This window comes from Nocardia flavorosea NBRC 108225 (assembly GCF_001613385.1).
In the GTDB taxonomy this organism is placed as follows: domain Bacteria; phylum Actinomycetota; class Actinomycetes; order Mycobacteriales; family Mycobacteriaceae; genus Nocardia; species Nocardia flavorosea.
On record NZ_BDCG01000005.1, the window covers coordinates 29,060 to 47,266 of the forward strand.

Sequence of the window (18,207 nt, forward strand, 5' to 3'; positions counted from 1 at the left end):
CCCTGATGGCCCGCCCGCCCGTGGACCCACGCCTGTGGCGGTACGCACGCTCGGCCCGGAACTATCTGGTGCTCAGCGTCGGTCTGTCGCTGCTGACCACGGTCGCCATCGTGGCCGCCGCGGTCCTGCTGGGGCGGGTGCTGGCCGGTGTCATCACCGACCCGGGGCAGCGGTCCGTGGGCGCCTGGCACACCGAACTGGCGCTGTTGGCGTCGGCGATCGCGGTCCGGGTGCTGGCCGCCTGGTGGCAGGCGCGGATCGCGCACCGGGCCGGCGCCCGGGTCGTCGCCGAGCTGGAACAGTCGGTCCTCGCCGCGGGCGCGGGCCTACCGCCTCGCGAACTGGAAACGCGACGCACCGAACTCGCCGTGGTGGTGAGCAGCGGGCTCGGCGGCCTGCGCCCCTACCTCGCCGGGTACGTGCCCGCTCTGCTGCTGGCTGTCGTGGTACCGCCGGTGGTGCTGGTGGTGATCGCCGCGCACGATCTCACCTCGGCCGTCATCGTGATCATCACCCTGCCGCTGATCCCGATCTTCATGGTGCTCATCGGCCTGCTCACCGAGGGCCGGGCCCGCGCCACCCTGGACGCCACCACCCGGCTGTCCGATCAGCTCCTCGACCTGTTCGCCGGGATGCCCACCTTGCGTGCCCTCGGCCGGGAAACCGGCACGGCCACCGAAACCCCCGGTCGCACGATGAGCCGTCAGGTCCGGGAACTGGGCGAATCGTTGCACCGGCGCACCATGAGCGCGCTGCGGATCGCGTTCCTCTCCTCGATGGTGCTCGAGCTGCTGGCGACCCTGTCGGTAGCTCTGGTCGCCGTAGCGATCGGAATGCGGTTGGTGCACGGCGATATGAGCCTGTATGCCGGCGTGGTTGCGCTGGTTCTCGCACCCGAGGTCTATCTGCCGCTGCGCACCGTGGGCGAACGGTTCCATGCTGCCCAGGACGGAATGGCGGCCGCCGACAAAGCTTTCGCGATCCTCGACCCGGCGGGTGCGCAGGACGGGGACCGCTCGGATCCGGTTCGCGACCGGGAGGAGCCGGCGGCGGTCGATTCGCCGGAGCGCGCTGGTGCCGGTACAGGCGGCGGACGGGAACGCGGGCCGGCCGCTGGTGGCGAGTGTGCGCCGGCCGGCGCCGGCGGACGCGCCGGGGCCGAAAGCTCGTGGGGCGTTGCCGACCGGAGAGAAGCCGGAGACGGTGCGGCGGCGAATGGCGGTGGACCGGGGCCCCGGCAGGCATCGGCAGCGGTCCACGCGGCCATCTCGGAAAAGTCGACGGCAGGTGCGGGCGCGCCGGGACGTGCCACGGGTGGCGGGCGTGGAGTGATCGAATTACGGGACCTGACTGTCGAATCGCGGGACGGCGCCGCGCCCGACGGCTTGTGGGCACAATTGCACCCCGGTGCCGTCACCGCGCTCACCGGACCGAACGGCAGCGGTAAATCCACCGTCCTACAGGCGATCCTGGGCCTGATCGAGCCCACCCGCGGCGCGGTGTTCGCCGGTGGAGTGGATATCCGGCAGCTGCCCGCGGAACAGTGGTGGCAGCGGCTGGCGTGGCTGCCGCAGCGGCCGGTCCTGGTGCCGGGCACGTTGCGGGAGAACCTCGAACTGCTCGGTGCTACCGTGTCCGGCTCGCCACGGCGAGGCGCGACCCGGGTGCTCAGCGAACTCGATGCCGCCTGCGCTACAACCGGTTTCGATACTGTGCTCGAATCGCTACCCGCCGGGTGGGATACCGTCGTCGGATCCGGCGGCGTCGGGCTCTCCCTGGGGCAACGTCAGCGCCTTGCCCTCACCCGGGTCCTCGCCGCCGGGCGTCCCATCGTGCTGCTGGACGAACCGACCGCTCATCTGGATCCCGACAGCGAGTCCGCGGTGGCAGGCGCATTGACGACACTCGCGCGTACCGGTGCCACCGTCGTGGTGGTTGCACACCGCCCCGCACTGTTGTCCGCCGCGGACGAAATCGTCACGGTCCCGTCGACCGCTCAGCGGGTGGCCCGATGAACAGCCGGCCCTCGAACTCCCAGCGGCCGCATTCCTTCTCGCGGGCGGCTCGCGGGCCGCGACGCCGCTGGGCCCGGATACGGTTTGTGCTGCGCGACACCCGTCAGATGTGGGATCTGCTGGAAATACCCCGATGGCGGTTGGCGGTCGCGGTCGCCTGGGGTGTTCTGGCCCTGGGCAGCGGTCTCGGTTTGGCCGCGCTCGCCGCCTGGTTGATCGCCCGCGCCTGGCAGATGCCACCGGTACTGGATCTCACCGTCGCCGTGGTCGCGGTCCGGGCACTCGGGATCTCGCGGGGACTGTGCCGCTATCTCGAGCGGCTCGCCACCCACGATGTTGCGCTGCGCTCGATGACCGCGGCCCGTACCTCGGTGTACCGGGCGCTCGCACGGGCACCGCTGTGGTTGACCCGCCGTTCGGAAACCGGATTTCCCGGTACGGCCGAAACCGCGGCCACGGCGGGTGCCTCCGGCCGGCCTCTGCCCATCGCACCGGGTGTGCCCGGCCGGCTGCGTCGCGGTGATGTGCTGGTCCGGGTGGGCACCGATATCGACGATCTCGGTGCCGTCGTGGTTCGCACCTTTGTCCCCATCGCGGTGGCACTGGTGTTGTCGGTGGCCGCAGTTGCGCTGCTGGCCTTCATCTCACCGGCGGCCGCGGCCGTCCTGGCTGCCGCGCTGGTCTTCGCCGGTGTCGTCGCGCCGTGGCTGTCGGCGCGGGCCGCGTCCGGCGCCGAACGGGCCGCGCGGGCCGACCGAGCGGAATTCACCGCCCACGCGCTCACGGTTCTGGACCACGCCGCCGAGCTACGGGTCGCGGGGAAACTGGATACCGCCCTCGCGACCGCCGCCGCGGCCGACGATCGAGTTCTCGCGGCCGAGGACAGCGCCGCCGCCCGTACCGCATGGGCGGCCGCCGCGACCCCGCTGGCAACCGGGATCAGTGTGCTCGCGGCCCTCCTGATCGGGATCTCCCTCTACGGACCGGACGGCGGTACTCCCGGGGCCATGACACCTATGGCGATGGCTGTGCTCGTCCTGCTGCCATTCTCGTCCTTCGAGGCGACCGGCGCGCTACCGGCCGCGGCTCAGTCCCTCACTGTGGCGCGGGCGGCGCTGCACCGGCTGCGCGCAGTCTCGCCGGACCACCGCACCGAGCCGGTCGAACCGCAGCCTGCGGAGGCTGCTGCCCCCGCCGATACCCGTAAACGATTCGGTTCGGGCGGCAACCCGCACCCCTTCCCGTACGCCGACAGCCGCGCCGACGGTGTGGTTATCGGCTGGGTCGGCGACGGGCAATGGCAGATACCGCAACGCCCGCAGGCCGCAAGGATCGCGGTGGTCGGACCCAGCGGGGCGGGGAAAACGACCTTGCTGATGGCCTGGGCCGGACTTTTCGACCATCTCGACGACGAGGTGCGTTTCTTTGCCGAGGATGCGCACCTGTTCGGCACGAGCGTCCTGGAGAACCTGCGGGTGGCCCGCGGTGACCTGGATGCCGAAACGGCAGAACGGGCGTTGCGCACCGTCGGGCTGGGGAAGTGGCTGGACGGTCTGCCGGACGGTGTGCACACCGATCTCGTCGGTGGGGCCGCTGCCGTATCGGGCGGACAGCGCCGGCGGATCCTGCTCGCCCGCGCACTGGTCTCGCCCGCCCGTGTCCTGCTCCTCGACGAGCCCACCGAACATCTGGACGCCGCCGCGGGGGCCCGGCTGCTGCGCGATCTGCTCGATACCGACAGTGGTCTGGTCGCACCGGATCGCGATGTGGTGGTAGTCACACATCAGCTCCCGGCCGGGCACCACGCCGGACTGGTACTCACCGTGGACGAATCCGGCCAGGTCCGGGCGGCTTTTCCGGACGGCGCCGCGATGCATTACGCCGTCGACGAAATTCCGTTGCCGACCCCGGCCACCCGCGGCTAGGTTCGTGAGTACACAAGGAAGGAGGTGATCCGACGAATGGAAATTCAAAGGACGCGTGAGGTGGCTGTCAGCTGAGCGCTGTAGCCGGCTGTGCACGGATTCCGTTCACCCCTGTGCGCTGAGCGAATTCCAGGCAGCCACCCGGCCCCCGAGTCCCCGATCCGTCCGATCGGGATCGGACTGCTGATCGCACCGGTATCCGCCGGGAGGATCGCACCGATATGGCTCGGGGGTCGTTCCATATCCGGACCACGACGGGAGCGATACGGCAAGGCCTCGCGCACGGGACGAGCTGCCGGTGTGCCCGACGACCGCGCCGGCGAAATTCTGCTGCCCATTCATCGAGCAGCCTGTGAACTCATCGGCCCGGACGGCGAGGCGCCCGAGCCCGGGGAGATCAGCCGATATAGCGCTGCAGGCGTGCCGAGAGCCGCGGCTCCAGCGGCCCGTCGGCCACCACCCGCTCCTCCACATACGCCAGATCGCCGCCCTCGACGATCCCGTACAGCCGCTTGGCACCCCCCACCACCGCGCCGGTCTGGCTGCGGATCACCACATCGGTGGCGAGTTCCCAGGACGACTGGGTGAGCGCGGTGCCGTAGAAGAGCTCGACAATGCCCGTGCTGTGCGTGAGCAGCAGCTCCAGTACCTCGTCGTTGCCCTCGATGCCGACCCGCCAGAACCCGCTCTCCCGCAGGTCCGGGCCACCGTAGCTGCCGTCGGATTCGAGGAACCAGGACCGCGAATCCCAGCTCAGATAATCCCCACCGTCATGGGAGATCACGATCTGCTGCCCGAAGCGGTAGTCGCCGCGCTCGGGATTGTTGCCCTCACCCTCACCCCGCCACACACCGACCATCGGCAACAGCGCCAGCATGGCCGGATGCAGATCCGGGCCGAGTCGCAGATTGGCCGTATCGTCGGGCAGCGGAAGATCGGGAAGGACCGGGATATTGCGTCCGGCGGTCTCCTTGGCGCGCTCGGCCGCATCGGCCACCGCCCGGTCGCCGCTCAACGGCGCCCGATCGCCGGCCGGCCGCCCGTTACCGTCGGGGACGGACGGCTCGGCCGCCGGGCCGCCGTTGCTGGTATCGCTCGCTCGCTCGGCCGGATCGGAACCCTCGCTCGCGAGACCACTCATGATTCGGTGAACAGCCGGTAGAAGACGTACAGGCCGAACCATCCGATGAGGACCGATACGGCGATCAGCAGAATCTCGAAGAAGAGGACCACAGCGTCAGTTTATGCGGAGCCTGCGGCGCCGCGGGTTCGGCCCCCTTGGTCCCTGCTGTCCGCACTCGGCACTCGCGGCTTCGCCGCATCGCATCGACCACGGACAGCAGGGACGGGCCAAAACCTCTCAGTGCCTCGTAAGCCTCGGCTGCGCCGCTGGTTACGCCGGGTCCGGTGTGAACCGGCGAGTCGGTGCGGGTTTCGCTGAACTTCGGCATCGCTGTTGCTCGCCCGAGGTTCGGTATCGACCGAATCGGCTGCTGCTTTGCCCGGGACCTACTCCCTGCCGCGGTCTTCGATAGGTCGCGGCAGAGGCGGTGAAGCGCCGCAATGGGGTGCGCTGCTTGTCCAGTGTGGTTCGGTGTCGGCTGCGTGCTTACGAGGGCTCGTTGTACTCAGGCGGGGCCGGTGCGGGAGGAGCCGTGATCGCCTTGCAGGACTGCTGACTCCGGGGGACCCGCAACGGGCTACCCAACCAGCATCCGCATCGGCCGCAGAGTGCGAAACGGCCCAGGACCGACTCGTACGAGCCGGTCCTGGGCCGTTCCGTTCAGCTGCTACTTCGAGACGGTGACGTCCACGTTGTGGATGCCGGGGCCTTCGGGTTTCAGCTCGGAGGTGCCGTTACCCGCGGACGACAACGCCCGCAGGGTCCAGGCGCCGGGGGCCGCGAAGAAGCGGAAATCGCCGGTTCCGGAGGCGACGACCTCGGCGGTGAAATCACCGTTGCCGTCGAGCAGGCGGACGAAGGCGCCCGCTACGGGCTCGCCGTCGGTGCCGAGGACACGGCCGGTGATAACCGTTTCCTTCTCCACATCGACGCCGGCCGGAATGGCCTGACCTTGGGTGGGTGCTGCGCACATGGTGGTTACTCTCCCAACTCGATCGGTGCGCCGACCAGCGAACCGTATTCGGTCCAGCTGCCGTCGTAGTTCTTGACGTTCTGGTGTCCGAGCAGCTCCTGCAGCACGAACCAGGTGTGCGAGGAACGCTCGCCGATCCGGCAGTAGGCGATGGTTTCCTTGTTGCCGTCCAGCCCGGCCGCCTTGTAGAGCTCGGCGAGGTCGTCGTCCGATTTGAAGGTGCCGTCTTCGTTCGCGGCCTTGCTCCACGGCACGTTGATCGCGCTCGGGATATGGCCGGGCCGCTGGCTCTGCTCCTGCGGCAGGTGCGCAGGCGCCAGGATCTTGCCGGTGAACTCGTCGGGGGAGCGCACGTCGACCAGGTTCTTGGTGCCGATGGCGGCGATGACCTCGTCGCGGAACGCGCGGATCGAGTTGTCCGGTGCGGCGGCCTTGTACTGGGTGGCCGGACGGGACACCGCGTCACGGGAGAGCGGACGCCCGTCGAGCTCCCACTTCTTGCGGCCGCCGTCGAGCAGTTTGACGTTGTTGTGCCCGTACAGCTTGAAGTACCAGTACGCGTATGCGGCGAACCAGTTGTTGTTGCCGCCGTAGAGCACGACCTCGTCGTCGTTGGCGATTCCGCGTTCCGAGAGCAGCGCGGAGAACTGCTCCTGGTTCACGAAGTCACGACGAACCTGATCCTGCAGGTCGGTCTTCCAATCGAGCCGCACGGCGCCCTCGATGTGCCCGCCCTCGTAGGCGGAGGTGTCCTCGTCGACCTCGACGAAGACGACGCCGGGGGTCTTGAGATTCTCTTCGGCCCAGTCGACGGAGACCAGGACATCGGAGCGAGCCATTTGTTTCCTTTCAGTGGTGAACAGCGATTCAGTTCGGTGCGGGAGATTCGGACAGGGAATGGGTGACCAGCCGGGTGACCAGCGGGTAGATCTTGCAGCCGAGGCAGATACCGAATGCGGCATTCAGGAATGACGCGAACAGGGCGAACCCGGCGAAGAGTGCGCCGACCGCGGAGACGCCGAGCAGGAAACCCAGCAGGCTCACGGCGGCGAAGGCGAAACCGAGGAGCTGGGCGAACCGCAACGGCGCGGCCGGCTCGGTCTCGGTGGCCGGTCCCGAGCGTGGCGCGATGAGACGAGCGTAGAGCAGACCGTACGGATGCCGGCGCGGTCCCAGGGCAGCGCCCAGCGCGAAAACAACGGTCTGGATGGCGATCAGCACCGTCGCGGCCGGTGTGGCGACGGCGGCCAGCAGCAACACCACGACCAGGACGCCGGTGGTGATCCAGGCGACGAAGCGGGGACCACGGATATCGACCTGCCCGGCGGCTGTTCCCGGGCCGCTTGCCGAGGTGGTGATAGGGGACATGAACGAAACTCCTGCGCTCGAACTGTTCGGCGGTATTCGGCCGGTTCGCCGGGGGATGAAATCACTCGCGCGGACGAACCGTGGTCGGCGTCAGGAAAAGAGCCGACCGCTCAGCGGCACAGGCAGCAACAACCACCGAGGCGGCACAGATCGACTGTGCGGCGACGGGTGAGCATCAGCTCGCGGTGGTTTTGCACAACGCGCAGTCTACCCAATCCTGTCGAGGAACCAATGGGTAGGGGGTAACCGCCTGGTCAGGCCCCCTTGCAGCAACCATCGGCAGCCCGGGCTCGCTCCCGAGCCGCCACCGAGCGATCCTCGCTTCGCCGTTCCAGCCGGCTGACCGTTCGCTCACCATCCCCGGATCACCCCCGCCGCCGATCCCCACGCCTCCCCTGGAGGGTTCAGCCCGGGTGGGGCCCGCCCTGTTCTGGAGCGACGGAGCGGGAAATCACAGCGCAGCCGTCAGCGGACTCAGTGCACTGCGCAGATCACTCGTCTTGGGCACCCCGGAGATACGGAACCGTTCCCGCCCCTCGGCGTCGAAGACAAAGGTGGTGGGCAGCGAAAGTACGTTCAACGCCCGCGCCAGCGCCGGATCCGCGTCGATATCGACTTCGATATCCCGTGGCGGCTGCGGGGAATCGGCCAGGTCTGCGGTGGCGTCGGCGACGACCCGGCGTACCGCGGCGCACGGCCCGCACCAATCGGCCGAGAAATGCAGTACGGCGGGCCCGGGCCCGGTGACCCCGGCGGCGACCAGCAGTTCGTCGCGGGCGGCGGTATCGCGATCGAGGGTGGCCGGAGCGTTCCGTACCGTGCCTTCGCGGTGACGCAGGTAGAACCCCACCGCCAGCCCTGCCAGCAGCATTACCACCAGAATGGTGATCTCGATCATGGTCGCCGCAATCTGTTCAGGTCGATCGTCACATCTTCACCCCGGCCTTCCACCACGATATGGCCGCCCAGCGCGGTCACCTCGGTGGGCCGGATCCCGAAAGGGAGTTCCTTGGTATCGATGGTACGGGTGAACATCGCCAGCACCGCCGGGATATCTGCCTCGTCGACCACCGGCTCCGACGGGACGGGGGAGAGTTCGTCGGAGTACAGGCCGGTGGCCACTATCCGCACCTGGTCGCCGTCGAGCAGCAGATCCGCCGCCACACTGACCCGTTCGCCGGTGAAACTCGCGCCCTGCTGGCCGCTGGGAGCCTTCGGTAGCGTCCCGGTCAGCACCAGTGCGCCGGCCGTGGTCATTCCCGAGCCGCCCGAGCCCCCGGTTCCGTCGGATTTGTCCGCGGGCCGCGAATGCACTTCGAGATCGGGTATGCCGAACAGCCGGCCGAGCTCGGTGGGGGCGACCCGCATCCGGACGTCCACCTGATCCACCGGGAGGCTGCGTACCCGGCCGTCGACGAGGTCGCCGAACGGCAACCGCATCCCCAGCAGGGTGGCTTCGAGCGCGATTTCGCCGGGGATATCGGCGCGCACACTGTCGGCATTGACCTCGATATTGTCGTAACGGCCGCCGAGCGCCTGGCGCAGGAACGGGAAGCCGTGGAAGGTGACTTCCGGGTCGGCACTGAGTTCGGCGCCGACCCGCAGCGACCGGGACACCCGGTATTCCGAATATGCGGCCGCGCCGAAATCGGCGACCACTGCCAGGCCGGCCAGGCACAGCAGTCCGATGATCAGCTTCCGCATGTCATGCACCCTAATGGACGCTCCGCGGGTCGGCTGCCCGCGGTACGTCTTCCGGAATCGAAACGGCGATGCCCCGAAAACGCCCGCTGCCTGCGGTTCATCTCTGCGGTTCGGGTCCCGGCCCGGATCTGGACCGACGGAGCGAGGGGAGCGAAGCGGAGGAGCGGAGGAGGCAGAATTCGAGACCTCGGGGGACCCGAACCCGCGCCGCCGGAGGCGGCACAGCGTTGCAGCGCGCTAATCTTGCAGCCATCACTTGTGGATAAGCAACGTGGCGACGGCGACGAAGCTGGCTTTCGCGTAGCTACGAGATGGGAGGAGTGCCGTGGAGCTGCTCCTGCTGACTGCCGATCCGGACCCTGATTCGGTTCTGCCTTCGCTATCGCTGCTCGCACATAATGTGCGGCCCGCGCCTACCGAGGTGGCCTCGTTGCTCGAGGCGGGTACCGCCGATATCGCGCTGGTGGATGCGCGGACCGATCTGGCTGCCGCGCGCGGTTTGTGCCGGCTGCTCGGCAGTACGGGATCGTCCGTTCCGGTGGTGGCCGTGCTCACCGAGGGCGGTCTGGTCGCGGTGAATGCCGATTGGGGGCTCGACGATATTCTGCTGCCCGGTACCGGTCCGGCCGAGCTGGATGCCCGGTTGCGCTTGCTGGTCGGCCGCACCGGTGGGGCGGCGAGCCCGGAAAACGCCGGCAAGATCACCCTGGGGGAGCTGGTGATCGACGAGGGCACCTACACCGCACGTTTGCGTGGCCGCCCGCTCGACCTCACGTACAAGGAATTCGAGCTGTTGAAGTACCTCGCGCAGCATGCCGGGCGGGTCTTCACCCGGGCGCAGCTGTTGCAGGAGGTGTGGGGGTACGACTTCTTCGGCGGCACGCGCACGGTCGATGTGCATGTGCGGCGGTTGCGGGCGAAGCTGGGCAGCGAATACGAATCGCTGATCGGTACGGTCCGCAATGTGGGTTACAAGGCTGTGCGGCCCGCTCGGTCGCAGAACAAGGGCGATGCCGAATCTCGTGCCGGTAGTGGCGATCGCGAGGGTGCGGACGCGGATTCGGTGGCCCCGGTGAACGGTACGGTCCAATGAGTGGGGAATCGGTGCCCGATATCGAATTGCGCTGGGTCGACGGTGCGCTCGGCAACGGTGATGAGGTGAATGCCCTGCTGGCCGCCGCCACGGCGGCCGACGGTGTCGCACCGGTATCGGAACAGGGGCTGCTCGCGCTGCGAGGTGGTTCGCCGGTCCGGCATCTACTCGCCTCGAGTGACGGTGTGGTGGCCGGTTACGCGGGCCTCACCCCGATGCACGACGAACATCCCGCCATGGCGGAGGCCGCCGTGGCACCCGCGTACCGCGGCCGGGGGATCGGCCGGGACATGGTGGCCGCCGTGCTCGCGGCCGGCGGTAGTGGGGCCCGGGTGTGGGCGCACGGGAAACTACCCGCGGCGGAGGCGGTCGCGGCTCGGCTGGGTCTGGTCGCGGCGCGCGAGCTGTGGCAGATGCGCCGCCCGCTGGCAACTCCACAGTTACCGGAGGTGGAGATCCCGGCCGATATCGTGGTGCGTCACTACGCCGGACCGGCCGATGACGCCGAACTGCTGCGGGTCAACAACGCTGCCTTCGATTGGCACCCCGAGCAGGGCGGATGGTCCGCGTCCGAGCTGGCGCAACGGCGCGCAGAATCCTGGTTCGACCCGTCGGGTCTGTTCCTGGCCTTCGCCGCCGACGATCCCGGCCGGTTGCTCGGTTTCCACTGGACCAAGGTGCATCACGACGAGAGTCCGCCGGCCGGTGAAGTCTATGTGGTGGGTATCGATCCCGCCGCGCAGGGGCGCGGGCTCGGCCGGTTGCTCACGCTGATCGGCCTGCACCATTTGCGGGATGCGGGGCTGGGCGAAGTGCTGCTGTACACCGAGGCCGACAACACCGCCGCCGTCCGGACCTACCGCCGTCTCGGTTTCGGCACGGCGCATATCGATATCGCCTACTCGGCACCGGACGGGAACGGCTGAAAAGCGACCGTTCGGCGGCATCCGGGCGTGTGCCGAGTAACAGCGCGGCAAATATCACACATATCGGGCGCCATCACCGCGCCGGTGTTCACTTTCCGTTCACTCGCCCTGGTCCGGCTGTCTACCGACGGGACCTAGGTTGATTCTGGGCGGTCGTGGGCCGCCTGGTGTGCAAGTTCCTCGCGAACGGTCACGCCCATGAGGCCCGTCCGGGCCGGTGAGGGACCGGGCGAGCAGGATGTATCCGGAGGACTGGAGTGAAGTACAAGCGCAGCAGCGCCATCGTCGGCGTACTCGCCGCCGCGATCCTGCCGTTGGCTGCCTGTGGCAGCGACGACAACACGGGCGCGACCGGTGTCGAAGCCAACGCCGACGTCCAGTGCGGTGGCACGGAAGCACTCAAGGCCAGCGGTTCCTCGGCGCAGAAGAACGCCGTCGAGCGTTTCACCGCCGCCTACGAAACCAACTGCGACGGCCAGACCCTCAATTACACCTCGAGCGGCTCGGGCGCGGGCGTGAAGGAATTCCTCGGGGGGCAGACCGATTTCGCCGGCTCCGACTCGCCGCTGAGCGAATCCAAGGGCGAGGTGGCGAAGGCCGCCGAGCGCTGCGCATCACCGGCCTGGAACCTGCCGACGGTGTTCGGTCCGATCGCCATCACCTACAACGTCGCCGGTGTCACCGATCTGGCGCTCGACGGCCCCACCATGGCCAAGGTCTTCAACGGCACCGTCAAGACCTGGGACGCGCCGGAGATCAAGGCGCTCAACCCGGACGCGCAGCTGCCCGCCGAGCCGATCAAGGTCATCTACCGGTCGGACGAGTCCGGCACCACCGACAATTTCCAGCTCTACCTCGATGCGGCCTCCGAAGGCGCCTGGGGCAAGGAAGCGGGCAAGGTCTTCAACGGCGGCGTCGGTGAAGGTGCCAAGGGCAACGAGGGCACCTCGGCTGCGGTGAAGTCGACTCCGAACTCGATCTCCTACAACGAGTGGTCCTTCGCCAAGGCGCAGAACCTGTCCCAGGTGCGGGTCATCACCTCGGCCGGCCCGGAGCCCGTAGAGCTGACCTCGGAAACCGCGGGCAAGGCGATCGACGGCGTGAAGATCAAGGGTGAGGGCAACGATCTGGTGCTCGACACCTCGTCGTTCTACAAGCCCACCGAGGCCGGTTCGTACCCGATCATCCTGCCGACCTACGAGATCGTCTGCTCCGAGTACGCCGATGGTGAGGTCGCCGCCGCGATCAAGGGGTTCCTGACCTCGGCCGTCACCAATGGTCAGGAAGGCCTGGAGGACAACGGCTATGTACCGATCCCGGAGCAGTTCAAAACCAAGCTGACCACGGCGATCAACGCCATCTCCTGATAGTGCGAATATGACAGTCAACCCAGAGGTAGCCTCCGCGGGCTCGTCCACCGGGGCGAGCCTGCGTAAGGCCGGAGACACCGCATCCATGTCGAGCGAACCGAACAAACCGCCGCTACGCCCGCTGGGCGGCGGGCACGGCCGACGGCCCGAACTGGTTTTCAAATCGCTGGCCGTAGCCGCCGCGGCGATCATCGTGGGCTCGATCGCGTTGATCGCGTTGTTCCTGCTCATCCGCGCGGTGCCTTCGCTCGGGGCTGACCAGGTGAACTTCTTCACCAGCACGGAGTTCAACACCGGTGACGCGGACAATCTCCGCTTCGGTATCCGTGACCTGTTCATGGTGACGGTGTTGAGCTCCGCGTTCGCGCTCATCATCGCGGTGCCGATCGGGGTCGGTATCGCGCTGTTCCTCACCCGCTACGCACCGAAACAGCTGGCCCGCCCGTTCTCGATGCTGACCGATCTGCTGGCCGCCGTGCCTTCGATCGTGTACGGCCTGTGGGGTCTGCTGGTACTGGCGCCCTACCTGAAACCGGTCCAGCATTTCCTCAACGACAACCTGGGCTGGTTCTTCCTGTTCGCCGATGGCAATGTGTCCATCGCCGGTGGCGGCACGATCTTCACCGCCGGAATCGTCCTGGCCGTGATGATCCTGCCGATCATCACTTCGGTCGCCCGGGAAGTGTTCGCGCTCACCCCCGCCGCGCATATCGAGGCGGCACAGGCGCTCGGCGCCACCAAATGGGAAGTCGTGCGGATGACCGTGCTCCCCTACGGGCGCAGCGGTGTCATCGCCGGCTCCATGCTCGGTCTGGGCCGGGCGCTCGGCGAGACGATCGCCGTGCTCCTCATCCTGAAAACATCGGCGGATGCGGGCGGCTGGTCGCTGTTCGACGGCGGCTTCACCTTCGCATCCAAGATCGCATCGGCCGCTGCCGAGTTCAGTGCGCCGCTACCGACCGGCGCCTATATCGCGGCGGGCTTCGTGCTCTTCGTGCTGACGTTCGTGGTCAACGCGCTGGCCCGGTTCGTGGCCGGCGGAAAGGTGAACGGCTGATGGCCACCATGACCAAATTCGATCAGCCGATCAAGGCACCGACTTTCCGCGATGTGAGCACCGCGCGGAAGATCAAGAACAATATCGCCACCGGGCTGTTCACCCTCTGCTTCGTCATCGCACTCATCCCGCTGGTATGGGTGCTGGGCATGGTGATCGCCAACGGTGTCGAGGCAATCCTTTCGCTGGACTGGTGGCAGAACTCGCAGAAGGGCATTCTGCCCGATCAGCCCGGTGGCGGTGTCTACCACGCGATCTACGGCACTATCGTCCAATCGGCGGTGGCGGCAGTGATCGCGGTGCCGTTGGGCATCATGGCTGCGATCTACCTGATCGAATACGGCACCGGCCGCTTCGCCAAGGTGACCACCTTCATGGTCGATATCCTGGCCGGTATCCCCTCGATCGTCGCCGCGCTGTTCGTCTTCGCCCTGTGGATCGCGACCCTGGGCTTCCCGCAGAGCTCCTTCGCGGTCGCCCTGGCCCTGGTGTTGCTGATGCTGCCGGTGGTGGTGCGCAACACCGAGGAAATGCTCAAACTCGTCCCGGACGAACTGCGCGAAGCCTCCTATGCGCTCGGTATCCCGAAATGGAAGACGATCGTCAAGGTCGTCATCCCGACCGCCCTGCCGGGCATGATATCCGGCATCCTGCTCGCGCTGGCCCGCGTGATGGGTGAGACCGCGCCGGTGCTGGTGCTGGTCGGCTACAGCAAGTCGATCAATATGAATATCTTCGACGGCAATATGGCCTCGCTGCCGCTGCTGATCTATCAGGAACTGGCGAACGCGGAAGACGCGGGTCGCCAGCGCGTATGGGGTGCGGCGCTCACGCTCATCCTACTGATCGCACTGCTCTACCTGGCGGCCGCGGGTGTCAACAAGTTCCTGATGCGGAACCGATAAGGCGGAAACGGAAAAATAGATGGCCAAGCGCATCGATATCAAAGACCTGAACATCTACTACGGCAAATTCCATGCCGTCGCAGATGTCTCGCTGAACGTCTTGCCGCGCAGCGTGACCGCTTTCATCGGCCCCTCCGGATGCGGTAAATCCACCGTGCTGCGGTCGCTGAACCGGATGCACGAGGTGACCCCGAACGCCAGCGTCTCGGGTGCGGTCATGCTCGACGGTGAGGACATCTACGGCTCCCAGGTGGACCCGGTGGGCGTGCGCCGCACCATCGGTATGGTGTTCCAGCGCCCGAACCCGTTCCCCACCATGTCCATTCGCGACAATGTGGTGGCCGGCCTGAAACTCCAGGGCATGCGCAACAAGTCCGAACTGGACGAGGTCGCGGAACGCTCGCTGCGCGGCGCGAACCTGTGGAACGAGGTCAAGGACCGGCTCGACAAGCCGGGCGGCGGTTTGTCCGGCGGCCAGCAGCAGCGTCTGTGCATTGCCCGCGCGATCGCGGTCTCCCCGGATGTGCTGCTGATGGACGAACCCTGTTCGGCACTGGACCCGATCTCCACGCTGGCGATCGAAGACCTGATCACCGAGCTGAAGAAGGAATACACGATCGTCATCGTCACCCACAACATGCAACAGGCGGCGCGGGTGAGCGATAAGACCGGATTCTTCAACCTCGAGGCCCAGGGCAAACCGGGCCGGCTGGTCGAGATCGACGATACGGAGAAGATCTTTTCCAATCCCGGGGAAAAGGCCACCGAAGACTACATCTCCGGCCGTTTCGGCTGAGCCGCCGACGACGAAAAGCCCGCGGGAACGATTTCCGCGGGCTTCTCTGTCGGCATCGTACCGTCCGGAATTCTCCTACCGTTACCGAATCCGCAAGAAAAGCTGTGACCCGATGAACTTCATCGGGTCACAGCTCACGTTGGTGGGCGGAAGTGGGTCAGCTCTCGGCGTCGGCATCCGGGGGCAGTTCGCCCGTTACCAGGAAGATGACCCGGCGACCGATCTCCACCGCGTGATCGGCGAACCGCTCGTAGTAGCGGCCGAGCAGGGTGACATCGACAGCGGGCGCCACCCCGTACTTCCATTCCCGGTCCATCAGCAGGGTGAACAGGTGGCGATGCAGATCGTCCATCGCCTCGTCGTCCTGGTTGAGCTGCGCGGCGCGTTCGGGGTCGCGGGATTCCAGCACTTCCTTCGCGCCCTGGCCCATGCTGACCGCGATCCGGCCCATTTCGGCGAAATATCCGTTCACCGCCTCGGGCAGGGCGTGGTTGGGATGCCGGCGGCGGGCCACCTTGGCCACATGCAGGGCGAGCGTACCCATCCGGTTGACATCGTTGACGATCTGGATCGCACTGACGACCTGCCGGAGATCGCCGGCGACCGGGGCCTGTGTGGCCAGCAACGCGAAGGACTTCTCCTCCGCGTCGGCGATCATCTCGGCGATCCGATCACCCTCGCTGATGACCTGTTCGGCCAGCGGCAGGTCGGCCTGGAGCAGAGCCTGCGTGGCGCGATCCATGGCCGAACCGGCAAGCCCGGCCATCTCGCCCAGTAGGTGGGCGAGATCGGCCATTCGCTCGTTGTAGATGACACGCATGATCCGAAGACTAGTTCGCTCCACTGTCCACGTCACCAACAGAGGATGAACAAACCCGCAGCAGGGTTGTTTCGGAGGCCACTAGGCGGCGCAGGGATCGTCGCCGGCGTTCACATGCTCGAGGTCGCTGGGCAGTTCCACCGGTTCGGTGCCGGCGGCCGGCACATCGGTGATGGCGCTACCGACCAGGGCCGGCTCGTTCACGATCTGCTGGTAGTTCTCGCCCAGAACGAGTTCGACAATGCTGCCGAGAGACTCGTCGAGCTGCATGGTCGCACCGGGGATCGCGCTCGCCACCGTGGCGGCCTCGGCCTCGTGACCGGGGGAGTAGCGGACCTTCGTCTCGGTCGCGTTTCCTTCCGTGTAGTTGCCGTAGTTGTAGATGTTGAAACCGACGTTGGCCATCTCGCTCGCGGTGGAGCTCGCCAGCCCCTCGATTCCCGAGCCGTTGGATACCAGCAGCGACAGCGTGCTGGGATCCACTGCCGTGAGCGACGGCGGCACCGGAGCTTCGGAGGTCGGCGGCGGTGCCGGTGCGGTCTTCTCACCGGGCAGCGGCTGATCGTCGCGGATTGCCTGGAAGATCGCCTGGATATCGGAGGTGCGGGGGATCTCGTTGCCGTAGGACGTGGTACCCGCGGTAGGCACGGTCAGGAACGTCACTGCCCCGGATTCCAGATCCTGCAGCGATTTGCCCAGCATCAGCAGATCGTTGGGTTCGACCTGGTCGACAAAGGTCGCCTGGGAGAAGGCCTGGACGAATCCGTTCAACCTGCCGGGATCCAACAACATTCTGCTCGACAGCGCGCCGCGCAGTAGTGAAGCGAGGAACTTCTGCTGCCGGTTGATCCGGTCGTAGTCGCTGCGCTCTTCGCCGTAGACGTGCCGGGCCCGCACATAGTTGAGGGCGGTCTTCCCATCGATCTTGTGGCGCCCCGCCACCGGGATGATCGTGCCGAGCATGCCGTCCTCGAGCGGTTTGCTCGCACACACCTCGACGCCGCCGACCTTGTCCACCATCTGTTCGAAACCGGCGAAATCGATACCGATGAAGTGATTGATCGTGCTACCCGTCAAACGCTGGATAGTGGACAGCAGGCAGCGGGGACCGCCGAGCGCGTACACGGCATTGAGCTTGTCGCCCATGGCCGAGGGGAACACCTCATCGGTGTAGCCGGGTTTCTCGTTGTCCCAGCCTTTGCATTCGGGCCGAGTGACATCCAGGTCGCGGGGGAAGGACACGATCACTACCCGCTGCCGGTTCTTCGGGATATGTACCAGCATCGTGGTGTCGGCGCGCGCGCCCTCGGCATCTTCCACAGTGCCTGCGCCGACTTCGGCGTTTTGCCCGGCGCGGGTATCGGTGCCGACGATCAGATAGTTCTCGTCACCGAGCTGAGCCTGCGCATCGATCACATCGTCTTCGTTCTCGGCCAGAGCCGAGACCTGGGTGAAGCTGTTGCCGGTGGCGCGCAGATAGCTCCACCCGCCACCGGTGATCAGCAATGCCAGCACGGAGAGGAACGCGACGCCCGCACGGGCCGCCAGGCGTAGCCGCTTCTCGCGCCGCGACTGTGGCGCCGACCGTGACTTCGGCTTGCCGACCGATTCGGGCTGGGCCGTTCCGGAGGTGGGCCAGCCGCCGGTATCGGTACGTCCGCCGGTACGCGTTCCGCCCTTCTCGTCGAGGGGAGGCAATACATCGGTGGCATTCTCGTCGACCGCGGCCGCGGTGGCTTTTCTGCGCCGGCCGAGTGTGCTGCGTGATTGCCGGGAGCGTTTCGGGGCGGCACCGGCATCGGTTCGCGAAGCACCGAGCTCCGGGTCCGGCTGCTGGGACAGCGTGGTCGTGGGTTCGGGCTCCGCGGCCGGCGCGGGACGCCGGGCGTTCGGCGGCCGGTTGCGGGGAGCATCCCGGGCCTGTTCGGGCGGCGGCGCAGGTACGGCTGCCCGGCCCTCCGTGGGCGGCCGGGCAGGGCCGCGAGCGGGCGGGTCACCGGCCGGCCGGGGGCCTGGGTCCATGGGCCGCCCCGGTGGACGAACCGTGCCGGCCGGATCTCTCGCACCGCGCGGGACGGGCGGGCGGGCGGAGCCTGCGACGGGGTCGCTGTCGGCGCGCTGGGCGGGGGGGA

At 67.4% G+C, this 18,207-nt stretch carries 16 protein-coding genes; 8 read left to right on the forward strand and 8 right to left on the reverse strand.

Annotated elements, in window-relative coordinates:
- Positions 1 to 5: 5 nt before the first annotated feature.
- Positions 6 to 2,015, forward strand: coding sequence for an ABC transporter ATP-binding protein/permease (locus tag NFL01S_RS06545; RefSeq protein WP_062972560.1), 2,010 nt, complete (start codon positions 6 to 8; stop codon positions 2,013 to 2,015).
- Between the two features lie 107 nt (positions 2,016 to 2,122).
- Positions 2,123 to 3,940: a thiol reductant ABC exporter subunit CydC gene (gene cydC, locus NFL01S_RS06550; protein ID WP_062972562.1), complete on the forward strand. Its 1,818-nt coding sequence runs from the start codon at positions 2,123 to 2,125 to the stop codon at positions 3,938 to 3,940.
- Between the two features lie 397 nt (positions 3,941 to 4,337).
- Here cydC and NFL01S_RS06555 read toward each other — a convergent pair whose 3' ends face one another.
- The 6 genes from NFL01S_RS06555 to NFL01S_RS06580 form a co-directional block, all read right to left on the reverse strand.
- Entirely contained in the window at positions 4,338 to 5,081 is a 744-nt protein-coding gene (locus NFL01S_RS06555; protein WP_062972564.1) for a heme-binding beta-barrel domain-containing protein, read from the reverse strand.
- 649 nt (positions 5,082 to 5,730) lie between these two features.
- Positions 5,731 to 6,036 (reverse strand): DUF1416 domain-containing protein, encoded by a 306-nt coding sequence (locus tag NFL01S_RS06560; protein ID WP_033244100.1) that lies wholly within the window; start codon positions 6,034 to 6,036, stop codon positions 5,731 to 5,733.
- A gap of 5 nt (positions 6,037 to 6,041) precedes the next feature.
- Positions 6,042 to 6,875: a sulfurtransferase gene (locus NFL01S_RS06565; RefSeq protein WP_062972566.1), complete on the reverse strand. Its 834-nt coding sequence runs from the start codon at positions 6,873 to 6,875 to the stop codon at positions 6,042 to 6,044.
- 28 nt (positions 6,876 to 6,903) lie between these two features.
- Positions 6,904 to 7,404: a DUF4395 domain-containing protein gene (locus NFL01S_RS06570; protein ID WP_062972568.1), complete on the reverse strand. Its 501-nt coding sequence runs from the start codon at positions 7,402 to 7,404 to the stop codon at positions 6,904 to 6,906.
- Positions 7,405 to 7,855: 451 nt separating this feature from the next.
- A complete protein-coding gene (locus tag NFL01S_RS06575; RefSeq protein WP_062972570.1) occupies positions 7,856 to 8,302 on the reverse strand; it encodes a thioredoxin family protein in 447 nt (148 codons plus the stop codon).
- A complete protein-coding gene (locus NFL01S_RS06580; protein ID WP_062972572.1) occupies positions 8,299 to 9,108 on the reverse strand; it encodes an LmeA family phospholipid-binding protein in 810 nt (269 codons plus the stop codon). Before NFL01S_RS06580 ends, NFL01S_RS06575 begins: the two co-directional genes overlap by 4 nt.
- 325 nt (positions 9,109 to 9,433) lie before the next feature.
- Between NFL01S_RS06580 and NFL01S_RS06585 the strand changes: the two genes are divergently transcribed.
- The 6 genes from NFL01S_RS06585 to pstB all read left to right on the forward strand — a co-directional run bounded on the left by NFL01S_RS06585 (position 9,434) and on the right by pstB (position 15,255).
- Positions 9,434 to 10,201: a winged helix-turn-helix transcriptional regulator gene (locus tag NFL01S_RS06585; RefSeq protein ID WP_062972574.1), complete on the forward strand. Its 768-nt coding sequence runs from the start codon at positions 9,434 to 9,436 to the stop codon at positions 10,199 to 10,201.
- The gene (gene mshD, locus NFL01S_RS06590; protein ID WP_084492468.1) at positions 10,198 to 11,127 is read left to right on the forward strand and encodes a mycothiol synthase; all 930 of its coding nucleotides are present in this window, start codon (positions 10,198 to 10,200) and stop codon (positions 11,125 to 11,127) included. The genes NFL01S_RS06585 and mshD overlap by 4 nt, the downstream gene beginning before the upstream one ends.
- Before the next feature lie 257 nt (positions 11,128 to 11,384).
- Complete coding sequence (gene pstS, locus NFL01S_RS06595) at positions 11,385 to 12,494, forward strand: phosphate ABC transporter substrate-binding protein PstS (RefSeq protein ID WP_062972576.1); 1,110 nt, start codon at positions 11,385 to 11,387, stop codon at positions 12,492 to 12,494.
- An 88-nt stretch (positions 12,495 to 12,582) separates the two neighbouring features.
- Complete coding sequence (gene pstC / locus NFL01S_RS06600; protein ID WP_062972578.1) at positions 12,583 to 13,554, forward strand: phosphate ABC transporter permease subunit PstC; 972 nt, start codon at positions 12,583 to 12,585, stop codon at positions 13,552 to 13,554.
- Positions 13,554 to 14,459 carry a phosphate ABC transporter permease PstA gene (gene pstA, locus NFL01S_RS06605; protein WP_174555652.1) on the forward strand — a complete coding sequence of 302 codons (906 nt, stop codon included), beginning with the start codon at positions 13,554 to 13,556 and terminating at the stop codon, positions 14,457 to 14,459. Before pstC ends, pstA begins: the two co-directional genes overlap by 1 nt.
- A 19-nt stretch (positions 14,460 to 14,478) precedes the next feature.
- On the forward strand, positions 14,479 to 15,255 hold the full coding sequence (pstB, locus tag NFL01S_RS06610; protein WP_033244108.1) for a phosphate ABC transporter ATP-binding protein PstB: 777 nt from the start codon (positions 14,479 to 14,481) through the stop codon (positions 15,253 to 15,255).
- A 157-nt stretch (positions 15,256 to 15,412) separates the two neighbouring features.
- Here the strand turns inward: pstB and phoU are convergent, their stop codons facing one another.
- On the reverse strand, positions 15,413 to 16,075 hold the full coding sequence (gene phoU, locus NFL01S_RS06615; RefSeq protein WP_062972580.1) for a phosphate signaling complex protein PhoU: 663 nt from the start codon (positions 16,073 to 16,075) through the stop codon (positions 15,413 to 15,415).
- 81 nt (positions 16,076 to 16,156) lie between these two features.
- Positions 16,157 to 18,097 carry an LCP family protein gene (locus NFL01S_RS06620; protein ID WP_063915880.1) on the reverse strand — a complete coding sequence of 647 codons (1,941 nt, stop codon included), beginning with the start codon at positions 18,095 to 18,097 and terminating at the stop codon, positions 16,157 to 16,159.
- Between the last annotated feature and the right edge of the window lie 110 nt (positions 18,098 to 18,207).